At 42.0% G+C, this 19,098-nt stretch carries 12 protein-coding genes and 6 pseudogenes; all 18 read right to left on the minus strand.

Annotated features, from left to right (window positions below):
* Window positions 1-91: 91 nt before the first annotated feature.
* Window positions 92-220, minus strand: a pseudogene (locus RAC86_RS08675) (hypothetical protein); the annotation flags it as partial.
* Between the two features lie 17 nt (window positions 221-237).
* Window positions 238-693, minus strand: coding sequence for a hypothetical protein (locus tag RAC86_RS08680; protein WP_072565520.1), 456 nt, complete (start codon window positions 691-693; stop codon window positions 238-240).
* A gap of 17 nt (window positions 694-710) precedes the next feature.
* Complete coding sequence (locus RAC86_RS08685; protein WP_072565521.1) at window positions 711-1,007, minus strand: YxiJ family protein; 297 nt, start codon at window positions 1,005-1,007, stop codon at window positions 711-713.
* 112 nt (window positions 1,008-1,119) lie between these two features.
* The gene (locus RAC86_RS08690) at window positions 1,120-1,350 is read right to left on the minus strand and encodes a hypothetical protein (protein ID WP_236827532.1); all 231 of its coding nucleotides are present in this window, start codon (window positions 1,348-1,350) and stop codon (window positions 1,120-1,122) included.
* Window positions 1,351-1,427: 77 nt separating this feature from the next.
* A pseudogene (locus RAC86_RS08695) lies at window positions 1,428-1,901 on the minus strand (DUF2716 domain-containing protein); the annotation flags it as partial.
* A gap of 79 nt (window positions 1,902-1,980) precedes the next feature.
* Window positions 1,981-2,356: pseudogene (locus RAC86_RS08700) on the minus strand (YxiG family protein).
* Window positions 2,357-2,408: 52 nt separating this feature from the next.
* Window positions 2,409-2,777, minus strand: coding sequence for a hypothetical protein (locus tag RAC86_RS08705; protein WP_072565522.1), 369 nt, complete (start codon window positions 2,775-2,777; stop codon window positions 2,409-2,411).
* A pseudogene (locus tag RAC86_RS08710) lies at window positions 2,771-3,249 on the minus strand (YxiF family protein). The gene RAC86_RS08705 and the pseudogene RAC86_RS08710 overlap by 7 nt, the downstream one beginning before the upstream one ends.
* Window positions 3,250-3,392: 143 nt before the next feature.
* A complete protein-coding gene (locus RAC86_RS08715) occupies window positions 3,393-3,947 on the minus strand; it encodes a DUF4240 domain-containing protein (RefSeq protein WP_072565523.1) in 555 nt (184 codons plus the stop codon).
* A gap of 512 nt (window positions 3,948-4,459) precedes the next feature.
* Window positions 4,460-4,786: pseudogene (locus tag RAC86_RS08720) on the minus strand (DNA-binding protein); the annotation flags it as partial.
* A gap of 40 nt (window positions 4,787-4,826) precedes the next feature.
* Window positions 4,827-5,234 (minus strand): YxiG family protein, encoded by a 408-nt coding sequence (locus RAC86_RS08725; RefSeq protein WP_080490497.1) that lies wholly within the window; start codon window positions 5,232-5,234, stop codon window positions 4,827-4,829.
* A 33-nt stretch (window positions 5,235-5,267) separates the two neighbouring features.
* Complete coding sequence (locus RAC86_RS08730; protein WP_072565525.1) at window positions 5,268-6,098, minus strand: hypothetical protein; 831 nt, start codon at window positions 6,096-6,098, stop codon at window positions 5,268-5,270.
* Window positions 6,099-6,132: 34 nt separating this feature from the next.
* The gene (gene wapA / locus RAC86_RS08735) at window positions 6,133-13,167 is read right to left on the minus strand and encodes a tRNA nuclease WapA (RefSeq protein WP_072565526.1); all 7,035 of its coding nucleotides are present in this window, start codon (window positions 13,165-13,167) and stop codon (window positions 6,133-6,135) included.
* Between the two features lie 168 nt (window positions 13,168-13,335).
* Window positions 13,336-14,271, minus strand: a complete 936-nt coding sequence (locus RAC86_RS08740; RefSeq protein WP_072566794.1) for a DMT family transporter — start codon at window positions 14,269-14,271, stop codon at window positions 13,336-13,338.
* Between the two features lie 146 nt (window positions 14,272-14,417).
* The gene (locus RAC86_RS08745; protein ID WP_061186842.1) at window positions 14,418-14,864 is read right to left on the minus strand and encodes a universal stress protein; all 447 of its coding nucleotides are present in this window, start codon (window positions 14,862-14,864) and stop codon (window positions 14,418-14,420) included.
* Between the two features lie 102 nt (window positions 14,865-14,966).
* Entirely contained in the window at window positions 14,967-16,376 is a 1,410-nt protein-coding gene (gene bglH, locus RAC86_RS08750) for an aryl-phospho-beta-d-glucosidase (protein WP_079287698.1), read from the minus strand.
* A gap of 21 nt (window positions 16,377-16,397) precedes the next feature.
* Window positions 16,398-18,236 carry a PTS beta-glucoside transporter subunit IIABC gene (gene bglP, locus RAC86_RS08755; RefSeq protein ID WP_109491768.1) on the minus strand — a complete coding sequence of 613 codons (1,839 nt, stop codon included), beginning with the start codon at window positions 18,234-18,236 and terminating at the stop codon, window positions 16,398-16,400.
* 343 nt (window positions 18,237-18,579) lie between these two features.
* Window positions 18,580-18,987 (minus strand): annotated as a pseudogene (locus RAC86_RS08760) (DUF2247 family protein); the annotation flags it as partial.
* Window positions 18,988-19,098 lie beyond the last annotated feature (111 nt).

A 19,098-nucleotide genomic window follows, 5' to 3' on the forward strand; every position in this document is an offset into this window, starting at 1 on the left:
TCCCATCGATGGATTCAAGATCATCCAGCTTCGATGCACTGATGTCTTCAAACCGCAGATGAATGTCACAGGTTTGAGTTGATAGTTTTAATTCAAACACAGGAATTTGAATATAACGTTCATCTGCTTTCATATAGAAAGTAAATTCGTTTAATGTAAATGGGCCTGTATCCGAATGAGAAAGATGCTTTTTCACTTTCTCATATTGTGTGATATTCAAATGGATTCCCCCTATTTTTATGAGTGATGGCTAACCATATAAATGTCCACAGCATCGAAATCAAACCACATGATCCGTTCGCCTGAGTCCGTTAGGCATTGGAGTTTGCCTTCGGAAAAATAGTTTTTATCCGGTTGAGGATCAGTGATCAGAAAAACATCATCATTGATGGAAGCTAACAGAAAGAGAAAATCTGCAATGTCCCGGTCTGCTTCATGTACTACGCATTGGAAATGAAATTGCCTTTTCGCCAGCTTCGTCACTTTGTAAGCATAGCCTTTGACAAACTCTGACAGGTCTTCTATAAATGAACCAGTCGTTATCACCTGTATCATGATTCGCTCATAGGTAAGCCCTTGCCAAAAACGATAAAACGACTCTGCATCTTTAAGTTCGCATGACGTAACGATTTGGTCAGGTTTAAGATCAACCATGTCCAAATTGCCGATACTGCTTATAGAGGTTTTTTCCATAAAACCTTCCCCCCTTATCAGTTGGATAGCGCAACGTAAATCTCTTGTCTGATTTGTTCATACAAGAAAATGTGATGATACAGTTCGTTATCGTTTTCGATCATGTCCGGTGGTATTTCAGGATACAACTCAAAAAAACTTTTCTCCAACGAACGCCGCTGATGCCGGGGCATCCTTTTATTCGCCAGCACATAATCCAAACTGCCGGCAACAAGCATAAAAAACTCATGTATTTCCGCTTCAAAGCCGTACATTTCATCAGGGTACGGCTTGTCCTCAAGCTCTCGCTGCCTCTTTCTCAGCTTTTGAAGCACGCTGATCCTCCCCTTTCCCTACTCATCTTCCACCACCTTATATTGCCGGCAATATAAGCGGAATGTCTGCTCTTCCCATTCTTCCACAAGGTACGTGCCTTGTGGTTGCGTTTCAATATGGAGAAGTCCATCTGATAGATCCGATAGGGTTTCGATTTCTCGTATCGTAATGGCTGAAACGTCTTTGAATATGACAAACAATCGTACGTGAATGATAAACAGCTGCTAACTCAATCGTATAAATGGCACCAAGAACGTTATCTGTTTCCCGATAAAAACGCCATTTCTTGATATGCTGAAACAAAATAGGAGTAGCTCCTGAAATACTCGACTCATCTGCCAATTTCGATTCCTCCGTTGATGGCTTCCCTATGCTTCATACTCACTTACATTATGAAAGACACATGTTCAATGACAAACTCATCTATCTTGAAACAGGATAGGCGGATAGTTATCTATCGCCTCCAACAGCTCGTCACCAAATACAGTGATTGTACGTTTCCACGGGTCTCCCAAAAGTCCCCAAGAGATATCCTGATGATAGAAGAAATAATAGTCTCCGTTTGGAAATACCGGAACAGGCCATTCGCCAAATTCATCCTTAGGCATTGTTAGATGAGGACTAAAGATATATCCATCATGCTGATCTAATGCGTATATCACATCGTGCTTTCCCGTACACGATTGAAATGCTTTTAAAATAGAAGTCTCTAAATCACTCAGCACTTCGCTCACATCATTATGACCAGCTTTACTGCTCATCCCGCTTGAGATATCAAACACTCGATATGGATCAGGCGGGATGATGTGATGACATCTGCTTCCGGGCTTCCATTTTATGAGCTGATTCACTTCTGACCAGATGCGGTCTAGTTTTGTCTGACTTAAAGCGCGTCAATTCATCATAATCTCATCAACACCTTATTGGATATCCTTCTTATAAATACCAGAAGAGTTCACTGCGTAAACAGCGTTACTTGTCAGTTTCAGCTTCTATAGCAATCAGCATGCTGTTCATATTTATAAGAAAATTAGCGTTTGAATAGTAGTGTTCAATTTTAGAATTCGAAAGGTTTCCGATCCCTTCTGGGTGATAACTGAACTCAAATATTTGCCAATTATATTATTCTGGAACAATTTTTTCTAATCTCATGTCGCCAATATCTGCACTAAAATAAATAGAAGCAACATTTTGAAATAAAATTTTATGCGTATATTCTCCTTCACCTTCAAAAACCTTAATATCAAGTGAGAGTTCTTTTTTAAACACATTAAAATCTAAAAAGAAGGACACTGCATCCCCCATCTATGTAATCTACCCATTCATTAATTGTTTTGTACATTGTCATCTCCTACCTCTTTTTAATCAATAACGCCTTACCACCAAGCAGAATAAACAAATTACCCCATATATTGTTTGATCCAATCATTTAAATCATCTGTTGAATGCAAATAAGTTTCAGGAGAATCTTTCAAGTCGATCCCACAAAGAAGGATTAACATATCCCAGACTCTATCGTCTTCTACTTCGGAGTCATCCGCATAAACATAAGTGCCCGCCCAATCCGACACTTCTTCTCTTGTTGTTTGTCCATTTAAGACACTTTTGATTTTATTTATACATTCTATTAGCTTTGGCTCGCTCAATTTGATCACCACGGATTCAAGTACTAAATGATTTGTTATTAGTATGCAAAGCACCGTACTGATATTTAGATATTGAAGCTTTTTCAGTAAAAGATATGTTCCAAAAGGTTTCCAATCTACCAATAAACAAGCTCACAGCCATATTCCGTGTGCAATACACATAATCCAAACTGACCCTTAGGCTCAACCAAAATAAAACTATGATTGAGAAGCCCTGCGTCGAACCCAATACATTCCAATATGCCGTCAAGGTGCTCGAGACATTTTCCAAAGGTACAAACTAACGCACCAATTTCGCTGCTGTGTTGATGATACAGCAGCACGGGCCGGTCATGATAAGCAACATAGGACTGAGATGAGATGTTTTCAAGATCAGCTGTTTCGCTTCCGTTTTTCCGGGAACATCAACCTCACGGATGTTGGCTGATATTGAATTTGATAAAACCAGCTCAAGCAATTGCTTGCTTTACGCCAGATCAGCAAAGCGATAACTGAAACCTTTTTCTGCACAAGGGACTAGTTTTTCTTTGATTTCGCTCATCAACAAACGTCTTTTATTCTCGGCGAGTTTTTCGATTAATTTTTTTTTTTGCATGAGCCGCATTCCCTCCGCCGTCAATTTCTCAAGTTCTTTTAAATTGATTCATCATTCTCTTGTTTTCTTTGTCATTTATCATTCAGATTTGTTCTAAAAAAAAGCTTGTATCACTTATTGATACAAGCTTCATATTCTACTATTTAAAACTCACCCAGCGGATTTTCCCCAAAACGCTCCCACAGTTTTGGAAACCTTTGAGGCAAATCTTCCTCTTCCCAATCCAATTCAATACCGTCCGATTCGGCAAGTCCCTTTTGTTCAAGCGCATCTAAAAGCTCGTCGTGTACTTCATCATCCCATTCATCGTCGCCAGTCTTCATATATGTCAACGCCTCAATTGCCACTGACAGCAAGTCTTCATTTTGTGGATAGCCTTCCTCGTCAAGCGTTTCCTCCGTGATGTATGCTGCCAAATACTCGTGATCATCCAGCACTTTTTCGAATGTCTCTTTGCCCTGGGCAATCAGCCATCCGCGGAAATAATCAAATGTATCGTCCGAACAACCGTCCATTAGGATGTATGCTGCCGCCCATAGTGAGGACAGATAGCTTTTTTGCATGAATGTCTGAAGCATAAATTCAAAATCAACGATCTCATTGATTTCTTTTTTCAATAATGCATCACGCAGCCACTCATTAGGTTCTTCCTGGCTGCCAGCTTGGTCAATAAGCTGCCAAAAAGATGTTTCATTCATTTGTTTTTCCCCCCTCTGATATCCCTCTTATAGATCCCTGAGTCTGATAGTGCATAAATAGCATTACTTGTTAGTTTCAGCTGTTGTATGGAGAGCTCCCGCCCGTCTTGATCACAGCATTTCATCTCTTGCACCGGCATACTGACATCAGCCGGAAGGAGGGACAGTGAATGTTCATCTTTGCATATCCAAAACCCGTCATCTGAAATTGCTAGCTGGTCATATACCCCCGAACATTCTTTATCAGAAACAATCCACACTCGTTTCACGTCGTTCTCATCAAATGCGGCAATGACTGTATAAGAGTAATACAGCATGTATATCAGTCCATCTTTTTCTGCAAGTGCATAGCAGTCATCTACCACGGGCGCATATATTTCTGAAAGCTGTTGATCAATGTGAGTTTCCTTTAGTTGTCCGTCTAAAGTGAAGCACAGCACACTTTGTCCACTGGGGTTTTCGTCATCATAAATACCTTCATCACTTAAACCGACCCATAGGTTTTGTTTCTCATCCAGAAGGCTGCATGAAGTCCCTGAAGGCAAGTAATAATCACTTTTCACTCTTCCCTCTTCTGAAAAAACCTTTACCTTTGGCTCGTACGATTCGTAATAAACGAAGACATAGCCATCTGCACATTGTTGGAAGAGCTGAATATCGCTATATGCAATCTGCTCTTTCACTTTAAAATCCCGAACATCACCGGAAGGATCATAGATTGAAACAGTGATATCACCTTTCTCACCTTTTCCAATGTAGACACGCCCCTGTGTATCAGCATGGAAAAAACAACCTTGGGTGTCCGTGTTGATGATTTTATTCATTTTTAATTTTTTCATTGGTTATGCTCCCAGATTAGAAAGGGTGAGATATGTTTTCTTACTCGTTAACCTTATACGCATAAAATTGTTTTGAATCAAAAGAAACAGACTCAGCCTCTACAGCTATCAATCTTCTGTTTATGTCAATGAGAAAATTTGCATTTGATTGATACTCTGGAATTACAGGATTTGATAGGTTTCCGATTCCTTCCGGATGATAACTAATCTCGAAAATTTGCCAATTGAACTCCTCCGGAATAGCCCTTTCCAACCGAATATCCCCATCACCTCCATTAAAATAAACAGAAGCTACATTTTGAAATATAATATTATGTGTATATTCAGCTTTATTTTGAACAACCTGAATCTCAAGTAAGAGTTCTTTTTTAAAGAACTGATAATCGACCTTTAAAACATTGCAACCCCCGTCAATATAATCTATCCATTGTTCAATTTTTTTGTACATTGTCATTTCCTGATCAATTGATCCCAGCAGCATTTAATTTTGCAAATATTCTTCGAGATTCCCTATATACCTCCCCGAACTAAAATCATCAAACTTTCTGAGTTTAAAACAAGGAAAGTGATGTTCAGCGATATTTGCGACTGTAACTTCTTTTTTAGTTTCTTCTACGAAAATCCAATTGTCTATAGATTCTTCTTTCCACTGCCTAGGCAGCTTCATAGAAAGTGCTGCTCCAATATTCAAATGGCAATACGTTTTCAGGACTTCCGTAAACCGATCAGTATCAATAATAAGGGAATTTTTGGTACTTTGATTGATTTCATCGTTTACATAAAAAGTAAATTCGTAGTCGCATTCATACGATTCTAATTCAATATACACTGATTGGTTAAGGTTAATAGATGAGAAATCAGCTCCTTCTTCATTGCCGTCTACTTGACTTAATACTTCATCAATTTTCCCAATATCATGCTCACTGAAAATCATCCGAAATTGTGATGGAAACTCTTCTAGGAAATACAGAAATTGCTTAATATCTGCCTGTTTTATCTTCATCACACCATAAAATTCACAAGTATTGATAGATTGAAACTTATGTTCTCTTCCTTTTTCACCCGTCATACATTCAAACTCACTCTGCACCACTCTCCATAATTTACGGTATTGCTGTACTCTAGAAATGGGCGACTCATAACTGACGATGCAGAGAAAGTAGCAGTGATAATGAGAAGGAACTAAATTTTCAATTAAACGCTCGGCTTCCCCCATATATTTCTCTTTGTCTTTGTTATCAAAAATTCTCGTCCCATGTAAACAGATTAAATTGTTTTTGCGTTCATGGAGCCTGCTAGTCCAAATCGGCAATGCATTTCCTCCTTCAAGGAATTCCTCCCATTAGTTAATAATTATAATGATTTTTTCTATCGTCATTATAATGTCTACCTCTATTTTGTGGTGAGCCTTTACCATAATAGTGTCCTGCCGGGTGCCAAAGTATTTTTCTAGCATACTTTCCTTTCCCATATATATAAGTCTTTCCAGGTATAATTTTACCTCTCTTATCTCTTGCCCTTGTCACTTTAGTTGGCTGTGCACTCACTGGAATACCCATTCTTCTTTTCGCTTCACGAAAAGCGCCTCTTCTCCCTGCCCCCTTAGGAGAAAGATTATGACTTTTTGTTTGTTTATAGTAACCTTTGGTTCCTTTAACTTTTTTAGCAAATCTATAAACTCTCTTAGCACCCTTAAATATCTTCCCAGGCCCAAAGTTAGAAGCAGCCGCCCAAGCAGCGCCTTTCCATCCTTTTCCTGATTTATATGCCTTATACCCATCATAGGCTGCAAACCCGGCATTTACCACAAGCCAAACCCAATGACCATCCGGATCAACATTCATCACCGGGTTATTATTTCCATAAGCATAGCCATTCTGATCCAATGAGTCTCCGTCGCTGCCCGGGTCTGGGTCGAGCGATAGGAACACGCCGTTTCTTGGCTCGTAGTAGCGGGCCATGAGATAGTACAGGCCGGTTTCTTCGTCGTATTGGTAGCCTGCGTATCGGTAGCGGTTGTCTTTTACTTCATCGTTTGCTTCGGTTTTTGTTGGATTTCCCCATGCGTCATATTGATACTTGGCAACGGTTTTCCCAGTGCTGTCTGAGATCGCGATGACGTCGCCGTGTGCGTTGTAGTGATAGAAATATTTCTTGCCATTCTCTGTGTAGGATAACAGCTGGCCGCTGTCACCGTACGTGTACGATTTTGTGACATTGTTGTCCGCGTCTGTTTCATACAAGACGTTCAAACTGTCTCCGTCATAGAAGTAGTTCGTGACGTTTCCGTTGACGGTTTTTTGGATTCTGTTTCCTTTTTCGTCATACTTATATGTTGCGAATGGCTTGTCTTCGCCCTTTTTTGTAACGGCGGTCAGGTTATCTTCTGCATCCCACGTATATGTGAATTTGCCGTCGGATGTACGGTTGCCGTTTTTATCGTAAGAGATGCTTTCATCATTGACTTTTGTCAGCTGATTCATGATGTTGAAGGAAGCATTCACCGTTTTGCTTGAACCGTTTTTTACAGTTGTAACGGTTTTCCGGTTTCCGAATCCATCGTATGTGTATTCAATGACAGTGCCGTCTTCGTGGGTTTCTTTGACAAGCTGATTCAGCTTTCCATACTCATACTTCACCTTACCGCTTGCTGAGCTGTTAATCGTTGTGCGGTTTCCGTTGGCGTCGTATTCATAGCTTTCCGTCAGAATGCTTCCGCCGTTTTTGTCGCCGATATGCAGCGAGCTTACAAGGTTTCTTTCGTCATAAGAAAAACTTGTTCCGCCGCCGTTGCCCGTAATAAAGGTTTGGACGTTGCCATTTTCATCATAATCAAATGAATAAGAAGATGTAGTGTCTTTCATCTCAATCATTTGATCCAGCTTGTTATACGTAAATTGATTCGTTCCTTTTTGATCCCCATGGCTCCACGAGAAGGTTTTCAGCTTATCGGAGTCACTAGGATATGTCCAAGTTTGGCTGCCGCCGCGGTCGGTCAATTCGGTTAAACGGTTTTTGTTGTCAAATGTCCGTTTCTTTGTGGTGTTCTGCTCTTTATTGACGACCGATGTTTCATTTCCATTTTTGTCATACGTGAAATTGTACTTTTCTGTACCGTTATACGACTTTGATTTCACCCGGTCTGTTCCATCATAGGAAAGAGACACTTCGTTGCCATTTGGTGAAATGGTTTTGGTCAGGTTGCTGTTGGCATCATATTCGCTTGCTAACACATTGCCCAGAGGGTCAGTTGTTTTGACAAGCTTGCCCATGACATCATATTCGTATTTATAGGTTTGATCTGCTCCCGCCCGGATGGTTTTGCTTACCTCATTGCCTTCCTTATCATAGCTGTGAAGGATAGAAGTGCCGTTGGAGAGCGTCATGTTTGTCAATTGGTCTGCCTGATCATACGTATAGGTTGTTTTTTCACCTTTTGCATCCGTTTCAGCTGTTTTCTTACCAGTTTCATCGTAATCAGTTGAAGTGGCGTAACCTAGTTCGTCCTCTTCCTTGGTCACATAGTTACCATTACTGTCATACGTGCTTTTTGTCAGAAGGCTTCCTTCAATCAGGCGGATATCATCAAACCAGACTGTTCCTGTCGCACTCTTTTGGAACAGAATGCTGATATCGACTTTATTGATCGGCTTTGTTTTTGGTATAACGATAGCTGCCCGGTTCCATTCCTGTGTTCCAGAAGGGAATTTGGCATTGTATACACCTGTGCTGCCGTCCGCGTAAGTGACATTAGCCTGCAGAGAATAGTCTTTTTCATCTGTAAATTTGACGCTGCTGGCTTTCGACATTCCTGTCAGTGTGAGATAAACTGGTTTGTCGTTTGCGCTTTGCCCTAAGACAACGGTTTGTTTTGTTACTGATCCGGCTTGGGACGCACTGGTCCGGGCAGCTTTTAATGATATGTCATCATTAAAGCCTTCCTCAGAATCAACGGAGGCCCCGCTTACATTCCAGTTTTCCGTTGCTGCTGTGAAACTGCTGTTTTGAACTGGGTTATAGCTTGACGAAACTTCGCCTTTTTCCAGCTGGACTTCATCAAACCATGCTTTTCCTTTGCCATCTTTATCTCTATGATCGACTTCCATGTACACAACAGCTTTTCCTGCATTTGCCGGAGTCGTAAAAGTGATTTGCCGTTTTGTCCAGTCATTTTTTCCGGCTAATGCACTGTATTCATTGTGAATCCATTGAATTCGTTTTTGATCTTTGTCTCGCAAATCAATGTTAAAGTAAGCTCTTGATTTCGCTAGATCTGTTTTGATTTTCCCACTTAATGTATAGGTTGTATTCGGCTCCAGCTCAACTGTTTGTGTCGCTGAGGAATATCCGTGATCTGTTCCGGCAGACGTTGATTGGCTCAAGACTTCCAATGCCTTTGATCCGGAAAGAACCCCGCTTTTATCGGCAATCACTGAGATTTTGCCGCTGTCTTTAGATGCAGTCAGATTCCAGCCGGATTTTTGCGCTTCAAAGCTTCCGTCTTTCAAAATATTAGTTGAAGCTGATAAATCTTTACTGGATTGAATCTGGTTTCCATATTTATCATAAACAGCTGCTGAAGATGATTTTCCGCTCTGATCGGTTTCGGATACAGCATCCAGTCCGTCATAAGCAATATCCGTGACATTGCCCTCGGTATCCTTCATCTTTGTGACGTCGTTGTTTTTGTTGTATTCGTATGTCTCAGTTCCATACGCGTCTTTAACGGATGTAACGTTGCCATCTTTGTCATATTGATAGCTTTCCGTTGCTTTTCCGGTTCCGACGTCGTTTGGATCTACATCTTCTACGACATTATTGCCTTCATATTTTGTATTTGTTGTAATTTTTAGCCCTTCCGCATCATCAATAACCTGAATGGGATTTCCCGCTTCATTATAGCCATACTGTACTTTCCGGCCATTTGGCTGTGTCATAAGAAGCGTCTTTTTATCAGCATCATAGCTATAGACATATGTTTCTTTTTTAGCGTTGATCGCTTTTTCGAGACGGTGTCCGCTATACTGATATTCGGTAAAGACAGGCTTTGCTTCGTTGCTGTTGGCTGAATATTGTTTGACAAGACGCCCTTCCGCATCATAGTCAAAGCTTGTGACAGTCCCATCTGTATCCGTGACTTTCTTCAGCAAATCACTCTCATATGAGTAGGTTACTTTCTTATTCTTAGGTCCGGTGATGGAGGTCACATGGCCATTTTCGTCATATGTGAATGTGAGCTTGCGGCCTGATGCGTCTGTAATGGCTGTCAGTTGATTTTTGTCATTGTAAGTATAGACAGTTGCATTGTTGTGGCCATCCACTACCTTTTGGAGTTTGCCGCCTTTTTTATTGAAATAAGCGTTGGTTTGATCCTTTGTTTTTAATATGAACTGATCAGCTGTTTCTGTTAATTCAAGATATACACCGGTCGGCGGCTGATATGTGCCATCGGCTTTTTTCGTAAATCGATGGGTCGTAGCGTCTTCATCGATGTACATTGCCCCGCCATCCGTCGAGATGACAGATGTTTCTGCATCAGCATACCAGCCTTGCCCAAATAAATGATCAGAGGTGTCAAGACTGTTGTAGGTTCTCGATAAGCCAAGTCCCGGTCCGCGTCCGTCAATTGACAGGTCTTCTTCATTCACAATAACATTGCCTGTCGCACCATTTAACTGGCCGCTTGGGATATCAATGATAGACCAGTATTCTTCTGTTCCAAGGAATTCTGCGCCTTCATGGAACGTTGGGTTAAAGGGTGCCGTCGGAATCGTTTCACCATTTGCATTATAGGCGGAAAGCGTGAAAGAATAATTCTTCTTCCCTTTGTAATTCCCATTTGCATTGTTATAGACAGGTGATGGATCGAGTGCCAATTCACGGCCCTTTCCGTCTGTATGCAGCTTATAGCTTCCGGCTTTTATTTCCTCAGGCGTCGGCCAGATGTTTTTATTTTGGGTTGTCCAATGATCCACGTCACCAACATCATAGGACTGATATTCTTTCCCGTTATAGATGTTAATTTTATAGCCTTTCGCATTTTGAACCTTTTCCCATATCAAATTCACATAGCCCGTTTGGCTCGATTTTGTGTTTGTATACAAATAGCCAGTTAAATTCTTTGGCTTAGCGATATCAGGAAGTGTCGGATTAGCAGCCGGTGATGCAATGGCTTCGCCGTCTTTGTTATAGGCGATTATTTTAAATGAGTAATTTTTTTTGGCTCCGTCTCCTCCGGCGTTTTTATAAGTTGGGCCAGGATTGATCGGCAGCTCTGCTCCGTTTCCGTCCTTTAAATGAAGAGCATATTTTCCCGCTTTGATTTCTGCACTTGTCGGCCAGATCTTTTTCCCCTTGGTGGTCCAAGACGTCTGATTTCCCAGATCAAGTGTCTCAAAGCCTTTCCCATTGAATACCTGAATTTTATAGCCGGTGGCTCCTGATACAGCTTTCCAAGAAAGATCAAAATATCCTGTGGCATTTCCATTATTATAGCCCTTGGTTGACGGTGCTTGTGCTTTTCCTACATTAGGGATAACGGGCTTTGCCGGTGCGGACATCGCTCCTTCACCTTGGTCAAATATCGCACTGACGCCAATCCAATAGTTTTTGCTTGTGGCATAGCTTCCGCCAGAATTCTTATAGACCGGGGATGGGTCTAGTGCCAATTCGGCTCCGTCCTTGCCGTCCACATGCAGTTTATATCGCTTGGAAGCAATTTCTGCGCTCGTAGGCCAGATCTTTTTTCCTTTAGTGCTCCACGATGTGACGTTGCCTGCAGAGATCGCTTGATACTCTTTACCATTGTAAATCCATACTTTATATCCTTTCGCACCTTCAACCTTTTTCCAGCTGATATCAAAATAACCAGTGGAGTCTCCGTTGTGATACGCTTTAATGGAAGGGGTGTTTCCCTTTGGTATGGTATACGTCACTTCAATATACGGTTTATTGGCGGAGTTCGCTGAAGAAATTAGTTTTTTCCAGTATTCCTTACCGTTTCCGTTTGTATGAAGCTTAAACCCATAGTTGGCCCCGCCGGAGTTCCATGACTTTACAGCAGCGGTCACATCATAACTCGCCCACTGTCCTTTATGGACGTCGACTTTTCCGATATTTTTAGATGCCGGTTTGGTGTTCCATGTCACTTTTGCATTATCATAATTGCTGTTGACCGTATCCAGCCAAAGACCGGTTGCCTTTGTTCCATAATAGGAATGGGCAACATAAGTTTTTAATGTAGCCTTGGTGACAGTCATATTTTGAATCGGTTTTAAGTTATTAAATTTCATGAACGCATAGTTTGTGCCTGTTGTTTTGTCATAGTATCCCGTTTTCAGCACATAAGACTTTAAATTAGCATCCCATTTTTGTGAGGAGGCCGAATAGTTCGTCGTCGGATAGGCACTCATGACAAACGTATCTGATGATACAGATAAAGATGTTGACGGGTCGATAGATACTGGATATACGCGTTCCGGGTCTTTCAGCCAGTTCTCGTCTGCTGTGAGGTGAAGCAAATACCCTTCTTCATTCTTTTCCAGCTTATAGCTGACTTTGTCTGACCGTTCAACCTCGCCAGAAAGCTCATCTAACTTTGAATCCGTCATAAAAGGTTTAGGCACAGAAAAAACAACTTTTCCTTTTTCATCAGAAAAATCAATGGATCCATCCTCTTGTTCTTTAGCCTGCAAATCGGTTTTTACCTGAAATGTAAATGTATTGTATCCATCATACTGATGAAGGACTAAATCTTCTTTTATGTTTTCGTTGAATGTGAAAGTCTGAAGATCAATATTCGGAAAAACATCCGGATAAACAATCTCATTACTGTCAGTCTTATAATCTGCTGAGGTATCTTTCGGAGTAAGTGAAGTTTTATTTGGGCCTTTCGCTTCTACAAGTGAATATGTAACCTTGTGGTCATTGTGCTCAAAAGTCGCATAAAGCCCGTTCTTCATTTTCTTTTGAAAATCTGAATTCAAAATGGCATTCTCTGTCTCGACTTGTTTGCTGGTCGACTCTTTTAACTCAGAAGAAATGTCTTCCCAGTCAGCATTCGGTGTTTCCTTAGTATGAATAGGGTCAAGATATACTTCCTGTTTATAGACACCGTCTCCTTCATAATAAAGCTTTGTATTTTCTGTTCTTTCTGAGGTGATCTCTCCCTCTTTGTTTATATCGTTCGGATCAAAAGGTACGGCTTCCTCAGTTTGTTCATTCCGAGGAGTTTCTTCTGGATCATCGGCAACGATACGATTTCCAGCCTCTTCTTCTGTGGTTTTTGCCAGTACATCTGCCGGCAATAATGAAATCATTAAAGACAACACTAAAAATGCTGCAATGAACCTTTTAAAGGTCCGCCTCTTTCTTTTTTTCATTCCCTCTCTCCTTTTGTAATAAAAGTAATATTTACTCAATAATCTTAACTAGACTGAAATATTATTACAATATTTTTCTAGAAAGTTTATCTTATTTTAAGGATTAGCGAGAGTAAATTGACCTAAAACAAAAAAGGCCAATTAGGCCTTTTTACATTCTTTCTATCATTATTGAATTTGTTCCATATCCTTACCCTCAGCAACCACATCCGCTTTTCTCTGCCTCCTGACAAGCGTCAAAGCCATGCCCGCAAAGATCATCACGATACCTAGTGTTTGATAGAGGTCTGGGCGGAAACCTGTGAAGACGGTATCGAGTACGATCGCAACAGCCGGGTCGAGGAAGACAATGATTGAAATGAATTTCGTTGATAAAAATCGTAAACTGTCAAAAAACAGTAAATACACAATACCCGTATGGATGATACCGGTAGATACCACCATAATCCAGTTTCCTTGAGACAGGTCAGCAAAAGCGCCGAAGTGAATAAATGGAATCAGGATGATAACCCCTAAACCCGTTTGCAAGAAGGTTGTCGTGTAAGGACTGAGGTTTTGAATGCCTTTTCCCAATAAAGTGGTGAACGCATAAAACAGTGCGGCGAGAACGGCCCATATGATCCCTGATCCCATCAGCTGTGTCAATGAAGTGCTGCCGTTAATTCCGGAAATCAGCGCAGTTCCCAGAAAGCAGATGATAATGGAGCTGACGGAGATCACATTTAATTTCTCTCTGTAGATGATGCTCCCCAGAAGAAGAACAAGCACCGGTGCAAGGTGATAAACGGAGATGGCGATCGTGACAGATGTTTCTTCAAAAGACTTAAATAAAAACACCCAGTTGAATACAAGAAAGAAACCGCACGCTAATGTTTGCAGCACTTCTCTCTTGCTCCACTTTTCAGTTTTATACTGGCCGGACGCCAGCCAGCAAAAGCTTAAAAATAGCGTCGCGCAAAGGCAGCGGACAAAGACCAATTCAAATGACGGCAGATTGGCATGCTCTGAGAAAAAGCCGATGGAACCGAAAATCACCATGGAGATGACCATTTTCAGCACGGCTGTTGATTTTTGTTTTGACGATATGGAAAGATCCTGTTGCATCAAGCGTATTCTACCTCCAGTACCCATAGCATATTTTTTATAAATTCAGAAATCTACACATGGAATTCCTCTTTTTTACATGTAGATATTATAACACTTCTATTCTAAATAGAAAAAAGCGCCCGAGAGGCGCTTTTTTAACAAATCTATCGAACAATTAAAACCGGGCAAGTTGATAATTGAGACACTTTATGGCTGACGCTTCCCAGCATCATTTCTTTCAGGCCGCTGATGCCCCGGCTGCCGACTACGATCAGGCCGACGCCTTTCTCTTTTGCGGTATTTAGTATCTCATGAGCCGGCTCGCCCTGCGCGTAAATGATTTCAGCTTGAACACCGTTCTCGGCTGCTTTTTCTTTTGCATTCTCAAGGATTTTGAGGCCCTCTTTTTTAACCTCGTTCCTGATTTCATCAATAAAATGTTCAGGCACATAGACAATTCCCGTCAGAGAAGAAGTCGTGACGACGGCTTCTCTCCCCACATGAAGAATGCTTAGTTCCGCCTGCTGTTCTTTGGCCAAATGCACTGCGGCATCAAGCGCTTTTTCACTCATGTCTGATCCGTCAATCGCAACTAACATTTTGTTAAACATGCTCTTCCCGCCTTTCGGACTGTGGGTGCTTCATCTTTCTCTTTTATTGTCCGCCTGCTTTTAGTTATTGTCAATTGAAGCGCATGAGTTTTCAAAAAATTGTCAGAGACTCTCTCCGTTTGTGGCGATGACCTGCTGATACCAGTTGAAGCTTTTTTTCTTGATGCGGTTTAATGTTCCGTTTCCTTCATTGTCCCGGTCCACATAAATGAAGCCGTAGCGTTTTTTCATTTCCGCAGTAGATGCGCTGACAAGGTCAATTGGCCCCCATGATGTGTATCCGATTAATTCAACGCCGTCCGCAATCGCTTCGCGCGCTTCAATTAAATGATCACGCAGATAGTTGATTCTGTAATCGTCCTGGATCGTGCCGTCCTCCTCAACTTTGTCGACAGCGCCCAGGCCGTTTTCCACGATAAACAGCGGCTTCTGATAGCGGTCGTATAGGGTGTTGAGCGTGATGCGCAAGCCTTTCGGATCAATCTGCCAGCCCCATTCTGATGATTTCAAATAAGGATTTTTGACTCCGCCCAGCAGGTTGCCCCCTGATTTTGCAAGCTCTTCCGGATCAGTGCTCGCCGCCATCGACATGTAGTAGCTGAATCCAATGTAATCTACCGTATGTTCTTTCAAGAGCTCTTCATCGCCTTCAGCCATTTCAATTTCAATATTGTTTTCTGCCAGATAGCGTTTCATATATCCTGGGTACGCGCCTTTTGCCTGCACATCTGAGAAGAAAAGTGTTTTGCGCTCATTCTCCATTGCCGCGAAGACATCCTCCGGCTTAGAGGTCATCGGATAGGTTGTCGTTGCCGCTATCATACAGCCGATTTTCGAATCAGGGATGATCTCGTGACCCGCTTTGACGGCAAGAGCACTGGCCACAAACTGGTGGTGTGCCGCCTGATACATTGCGTTTCGTTTGTTTTCTCCTTCTTCAAAGACAAGGCCGCCTCCGGTAAACGGCGCATGGAGCACCACGTTAATTTCATTGAACGTCATCCAATACTTCACTTTGTGTTGATAGCGTTGGAATACAGTTTTGGCATAGCGTTCATAGAACTCTATGACTTTGCGGTTCTTCCAGCCGCCATAATGTTTCACTAAACCGAGCGGCATTTCATAATGAGAGATGGTTACGACAGGCTCAATCTGATGCTTTAACAGTTCATCAAACAGATCATCATAAAATTTGAGGCCTTCTTCATTTGGTTCCTCTTCATCGCCATTTGGAAAAATTCTTGTCCACGCAATCGATGTACGGAACGCTTTAAAACCCATTTCCGCAAACAAGGCGATGTCCTCTTTATAACGGTGGTAAAAATCAATTCCGGTGTGATACAGATTCAAGGAAGTCATTGATTCATCAAATGGAGACATGATGCCGTTCGGCGATACATCAGCTGTCGAAAGCCCCTTACCGCCCTCATTATAAGCACCCTCAACTTGGTTGGCAGCAACTGCGCCGCCCCATAAAAATCCTTCTGGAAATCGTTTTGCATTTGAACTCATATTGATCACCCCATCAGTTTTTTAAGATAAAGCAAGCAGCGCTTCTTTTGTCTGCACTTTGCCGATTTCTTTCACCGGTGAAAACGAATATTGGTCTGTGTTGGTCACGATCACCGGGGTAATGACGTCATATCCCGCGGCTTTGATTTGTTCCAGATCAAAGGACACGAGCGGATCTCCCGGCGCGACCTTGTCGCCTTCTTTGACGTGAGCTGTGAACCATTGTCCCTCGAGTTTCACCGTGTCCAATCCAATGTGTATGAGGATTTCAGCCCCCTGATCACTCGTAATGCCAATTGCATGTTTTGTTTTAAAAATGGTGGCAACGCTTCCATGAACAGGTGAAACAACTTCTCCTTCTTCAGGCTCAATGGCAAATCCTTTTCCCATGATCCCGGCAGAAAACACCCCGTCATTGACTTCGCTTAATGCTTTCACTTCCCCTTTAATAGGGCTGTGAATGATTTCTCCGCTGCTCTCATAGCTTTTTCCTGCAGCCGGCTGCTGGCTGCCGTCAGACGGTACATCCTCGAATCCAAGCAAATACGCAGCTGCTGTTCCTGCTGCGAAAGCAATCACAAGACCGATCATCGCGTAAATAAACGTTGGGCCGATAAAGACAGGGATACTCGGCAGACCCGCATTCCCCCCGACAATATAGGAAGCAACACCCGTCATCCCGTAAAAAGCGCCACCGGCCGCACCGCCAATCAAAGCGGCCGCAAACGGTTTCTTCAAACGCATATTCACGCCGTACATCGCAGGTTCTGTAATTCCCATCAGCGCCGTTATGCTTGTGGTAAGCGCGAGTGATTTAAACTTTTTGTTTCTGGAGCGAAGGAAGACGGCAAATGATGCCCCGGCCTGCCCCATATTCGCCAAAAACATAGCCGGCAGTAAATAATCGTGGCCGTTTTGAGCGATGTTGTTGATCATAATCGGCACAAAGGCATAATGCATGCCTGTCATAATGATTAAAGAGAACGTTCCCGCCAGCAAAATCATCGCTACCAGCCCTGCATGATCAAATAAATAATTGACCCCAGCAGACAAGTATTCTCCTAAAATAGCGCCAAGCGGACCGACAGTAATCAATGTTAGCGGCACGACAATCAATAATGTGAATGTCGGAACCACAATCAATTTGAGAGACGAGTGAGTAAAACGGTCAATCCACTTTTCCACGTATGAAGCAATCCAAATCGCCAGCAAAATCGGAATGACTGTTGACGAATAAGTGGCAGCGGTTACAGGAAGCCCGATAAAGGAAATCGGTTTCCCCGCACCAAGCAGTGCCGTCAAATCCGGGTGCAAAATCGCCGCCGCAATGGCTGCCGCTACATACGGATTGCTTCCGAATTTTCTCGCCGCACTCATCGCAAGCAGAAGCGGCAGGAAGTAGAACGCGCCGTCACCGACAGCCGTTAAAATGACATGAACCTGACTGTTCTCAGCCATCCAGCCAAACGTGACCGCTAGCGCAACAAGCCCTTTGATCATCCCCGCTCCCGCAATCGCAGGCAGAATCGGGGTAAACACACCAGAAATCACATCAAAGACCGCACTCAGCACATTCTTTTTCTGAGAGGATGAACCAGCGCTCTTCTCATCACTGAGATTGCTATGCTGCAGCATCGCCTGATACACCTTTGGCACATCGTTTCCGATAATGATTTGAAACTGCTCGCCGCTGATGTTGGTGCCCATCACACCCGGCAGCTGCTCCAACTGACTGCGATCCGCCTTTGAGTTGTCATGAAGATTAAAACGCAGCCTCGTCATACAGTGAATCACGCGCTGAACGTTGTCTTCACCGCCTACGAGTTGTAATATGTCTTTCGATAATTTATCATAATCCATGTGTATACCTCCTTTTTATGGGGGGGACTGCTGGATGAAAGGTGGCCGCCTTTCACCAGCTTTTTTTGTATCAAAAAACGCATCACCTCCTAAATGAGAATAAAAAAAACCTAAATGACGCAGATTGCCAGAGTCTCCTCCTGCACCTGCACCATTTAGGTTTTGCCTGCTTTCGCAGTAACAATCCTGACGGGTCGCTGTATTTGTTTGTAGGTATACTTTAGCACTAGATTTAGAGGATGTCAACGCTTTCATTTTTGGTTTTTGACTAAGGGAAATTACTTTTTAAGTACTATTTTTGTTTATAGCGATAAGCCATTTTGTATATTTTGTTTTTCTTTTACTAAAAAGTCTTGAAACAATTGCATAATCTATTTATATTTTGTTCATAGGAATATAAGCGCAGGTTGCATCCGTTATAAGACGGCTGATAATGAATGAAATCCTCCATATCTTCAGAGGAATTCATAACTGCGTAAACTTCTGCAAGCTTGCTCAAAAGCTCTACATGTTCAGTGTACTTTAATTTTATTTCAAGAAGAATAACATATCTCCATTTTCTTTTTTCGATAGCATAAAATCTATTTTCTTCTACTCGTATTATATTCAAAATGGCTTCTTCAATATTATTCTTGTCTCTCCAAGCCAGTTCTAGAATTTCTTCTTGTTGTACACCCGGATGGTTCATCACATATTCAACAGCATTATTCATTACTTCAATTTTGTTTATCCATCCCTGCTTCAAACCAACGTAAAGAGTGCATAATTTATATGATGCACTTTAAAGGTTTTAAAGGTGATTTTCAATTTTTAACATCCTTGAATTTTTTATTTTATCCCCATATATTTCACTATTAAATAA

The organism is Bacillus sp. LR_5, from assembly GCF_042709275.1.

Excerpts from the sequence above, each read along its gene's own strand:
- RAC86_RS08715 (WP_072565523.1), bottom strand. The coding sequence starts at position 3,947 with ATGAATGAAACATCTTTTTGGCAGCTTATTGACCAAGCTGGCAGCCAG.
- bglH (WP_079287698.1), bottom strand. The coding sequence starts at position 16,376 with ATGAGTTCAAATGCAAAACGATTTCCAGAAGGATTTTTATGGGGCGGC.
- RAC86_RS08725 (WP_080490497.1), bottom strand. The coding sequence starts at position 5,234 with ATGTACAAAAAAATTGAACAATGGATAGATTATATTGACGGGGGTTGC.
- RAC86_RS08680 (WP_072565520.1), bottom strand. The coding sequence starts at position 693 with ATGGAAAAAACCTCTATAAGCAGTATCGGCAATTTGGACATGGTTGAT.
- bglP (WP_109491768.1), bottom strand. The coding sequence starts at position 18,236 with ATGGATTATGATAAATTATCGAAAGACATATTACAACTCGTAGGCGGT.
- RAC86_RS08745 (WP_061186842.1), bottom strand. The coding sequence starts at position 14,864 with ATGTTTAACAAAATGTTAGTTGCGATTGACGGATCAGACATGAGTGAA.
- wapA (WP_072565526.1), bottom strand. The coding sequence starts at position 13,167 with ATGAAAAAAAGAAAGAGGCGGACCTTTAAAAGGTTCATTGCAGCATTT.
- RAC86_RS08740 (WP_072566794.1), bottom strand. The coding sequence starts at position 14,271 with ATGCAACAGGATCTTTCCATATCGTCAAAACAAAAATCAACAGCCGTG.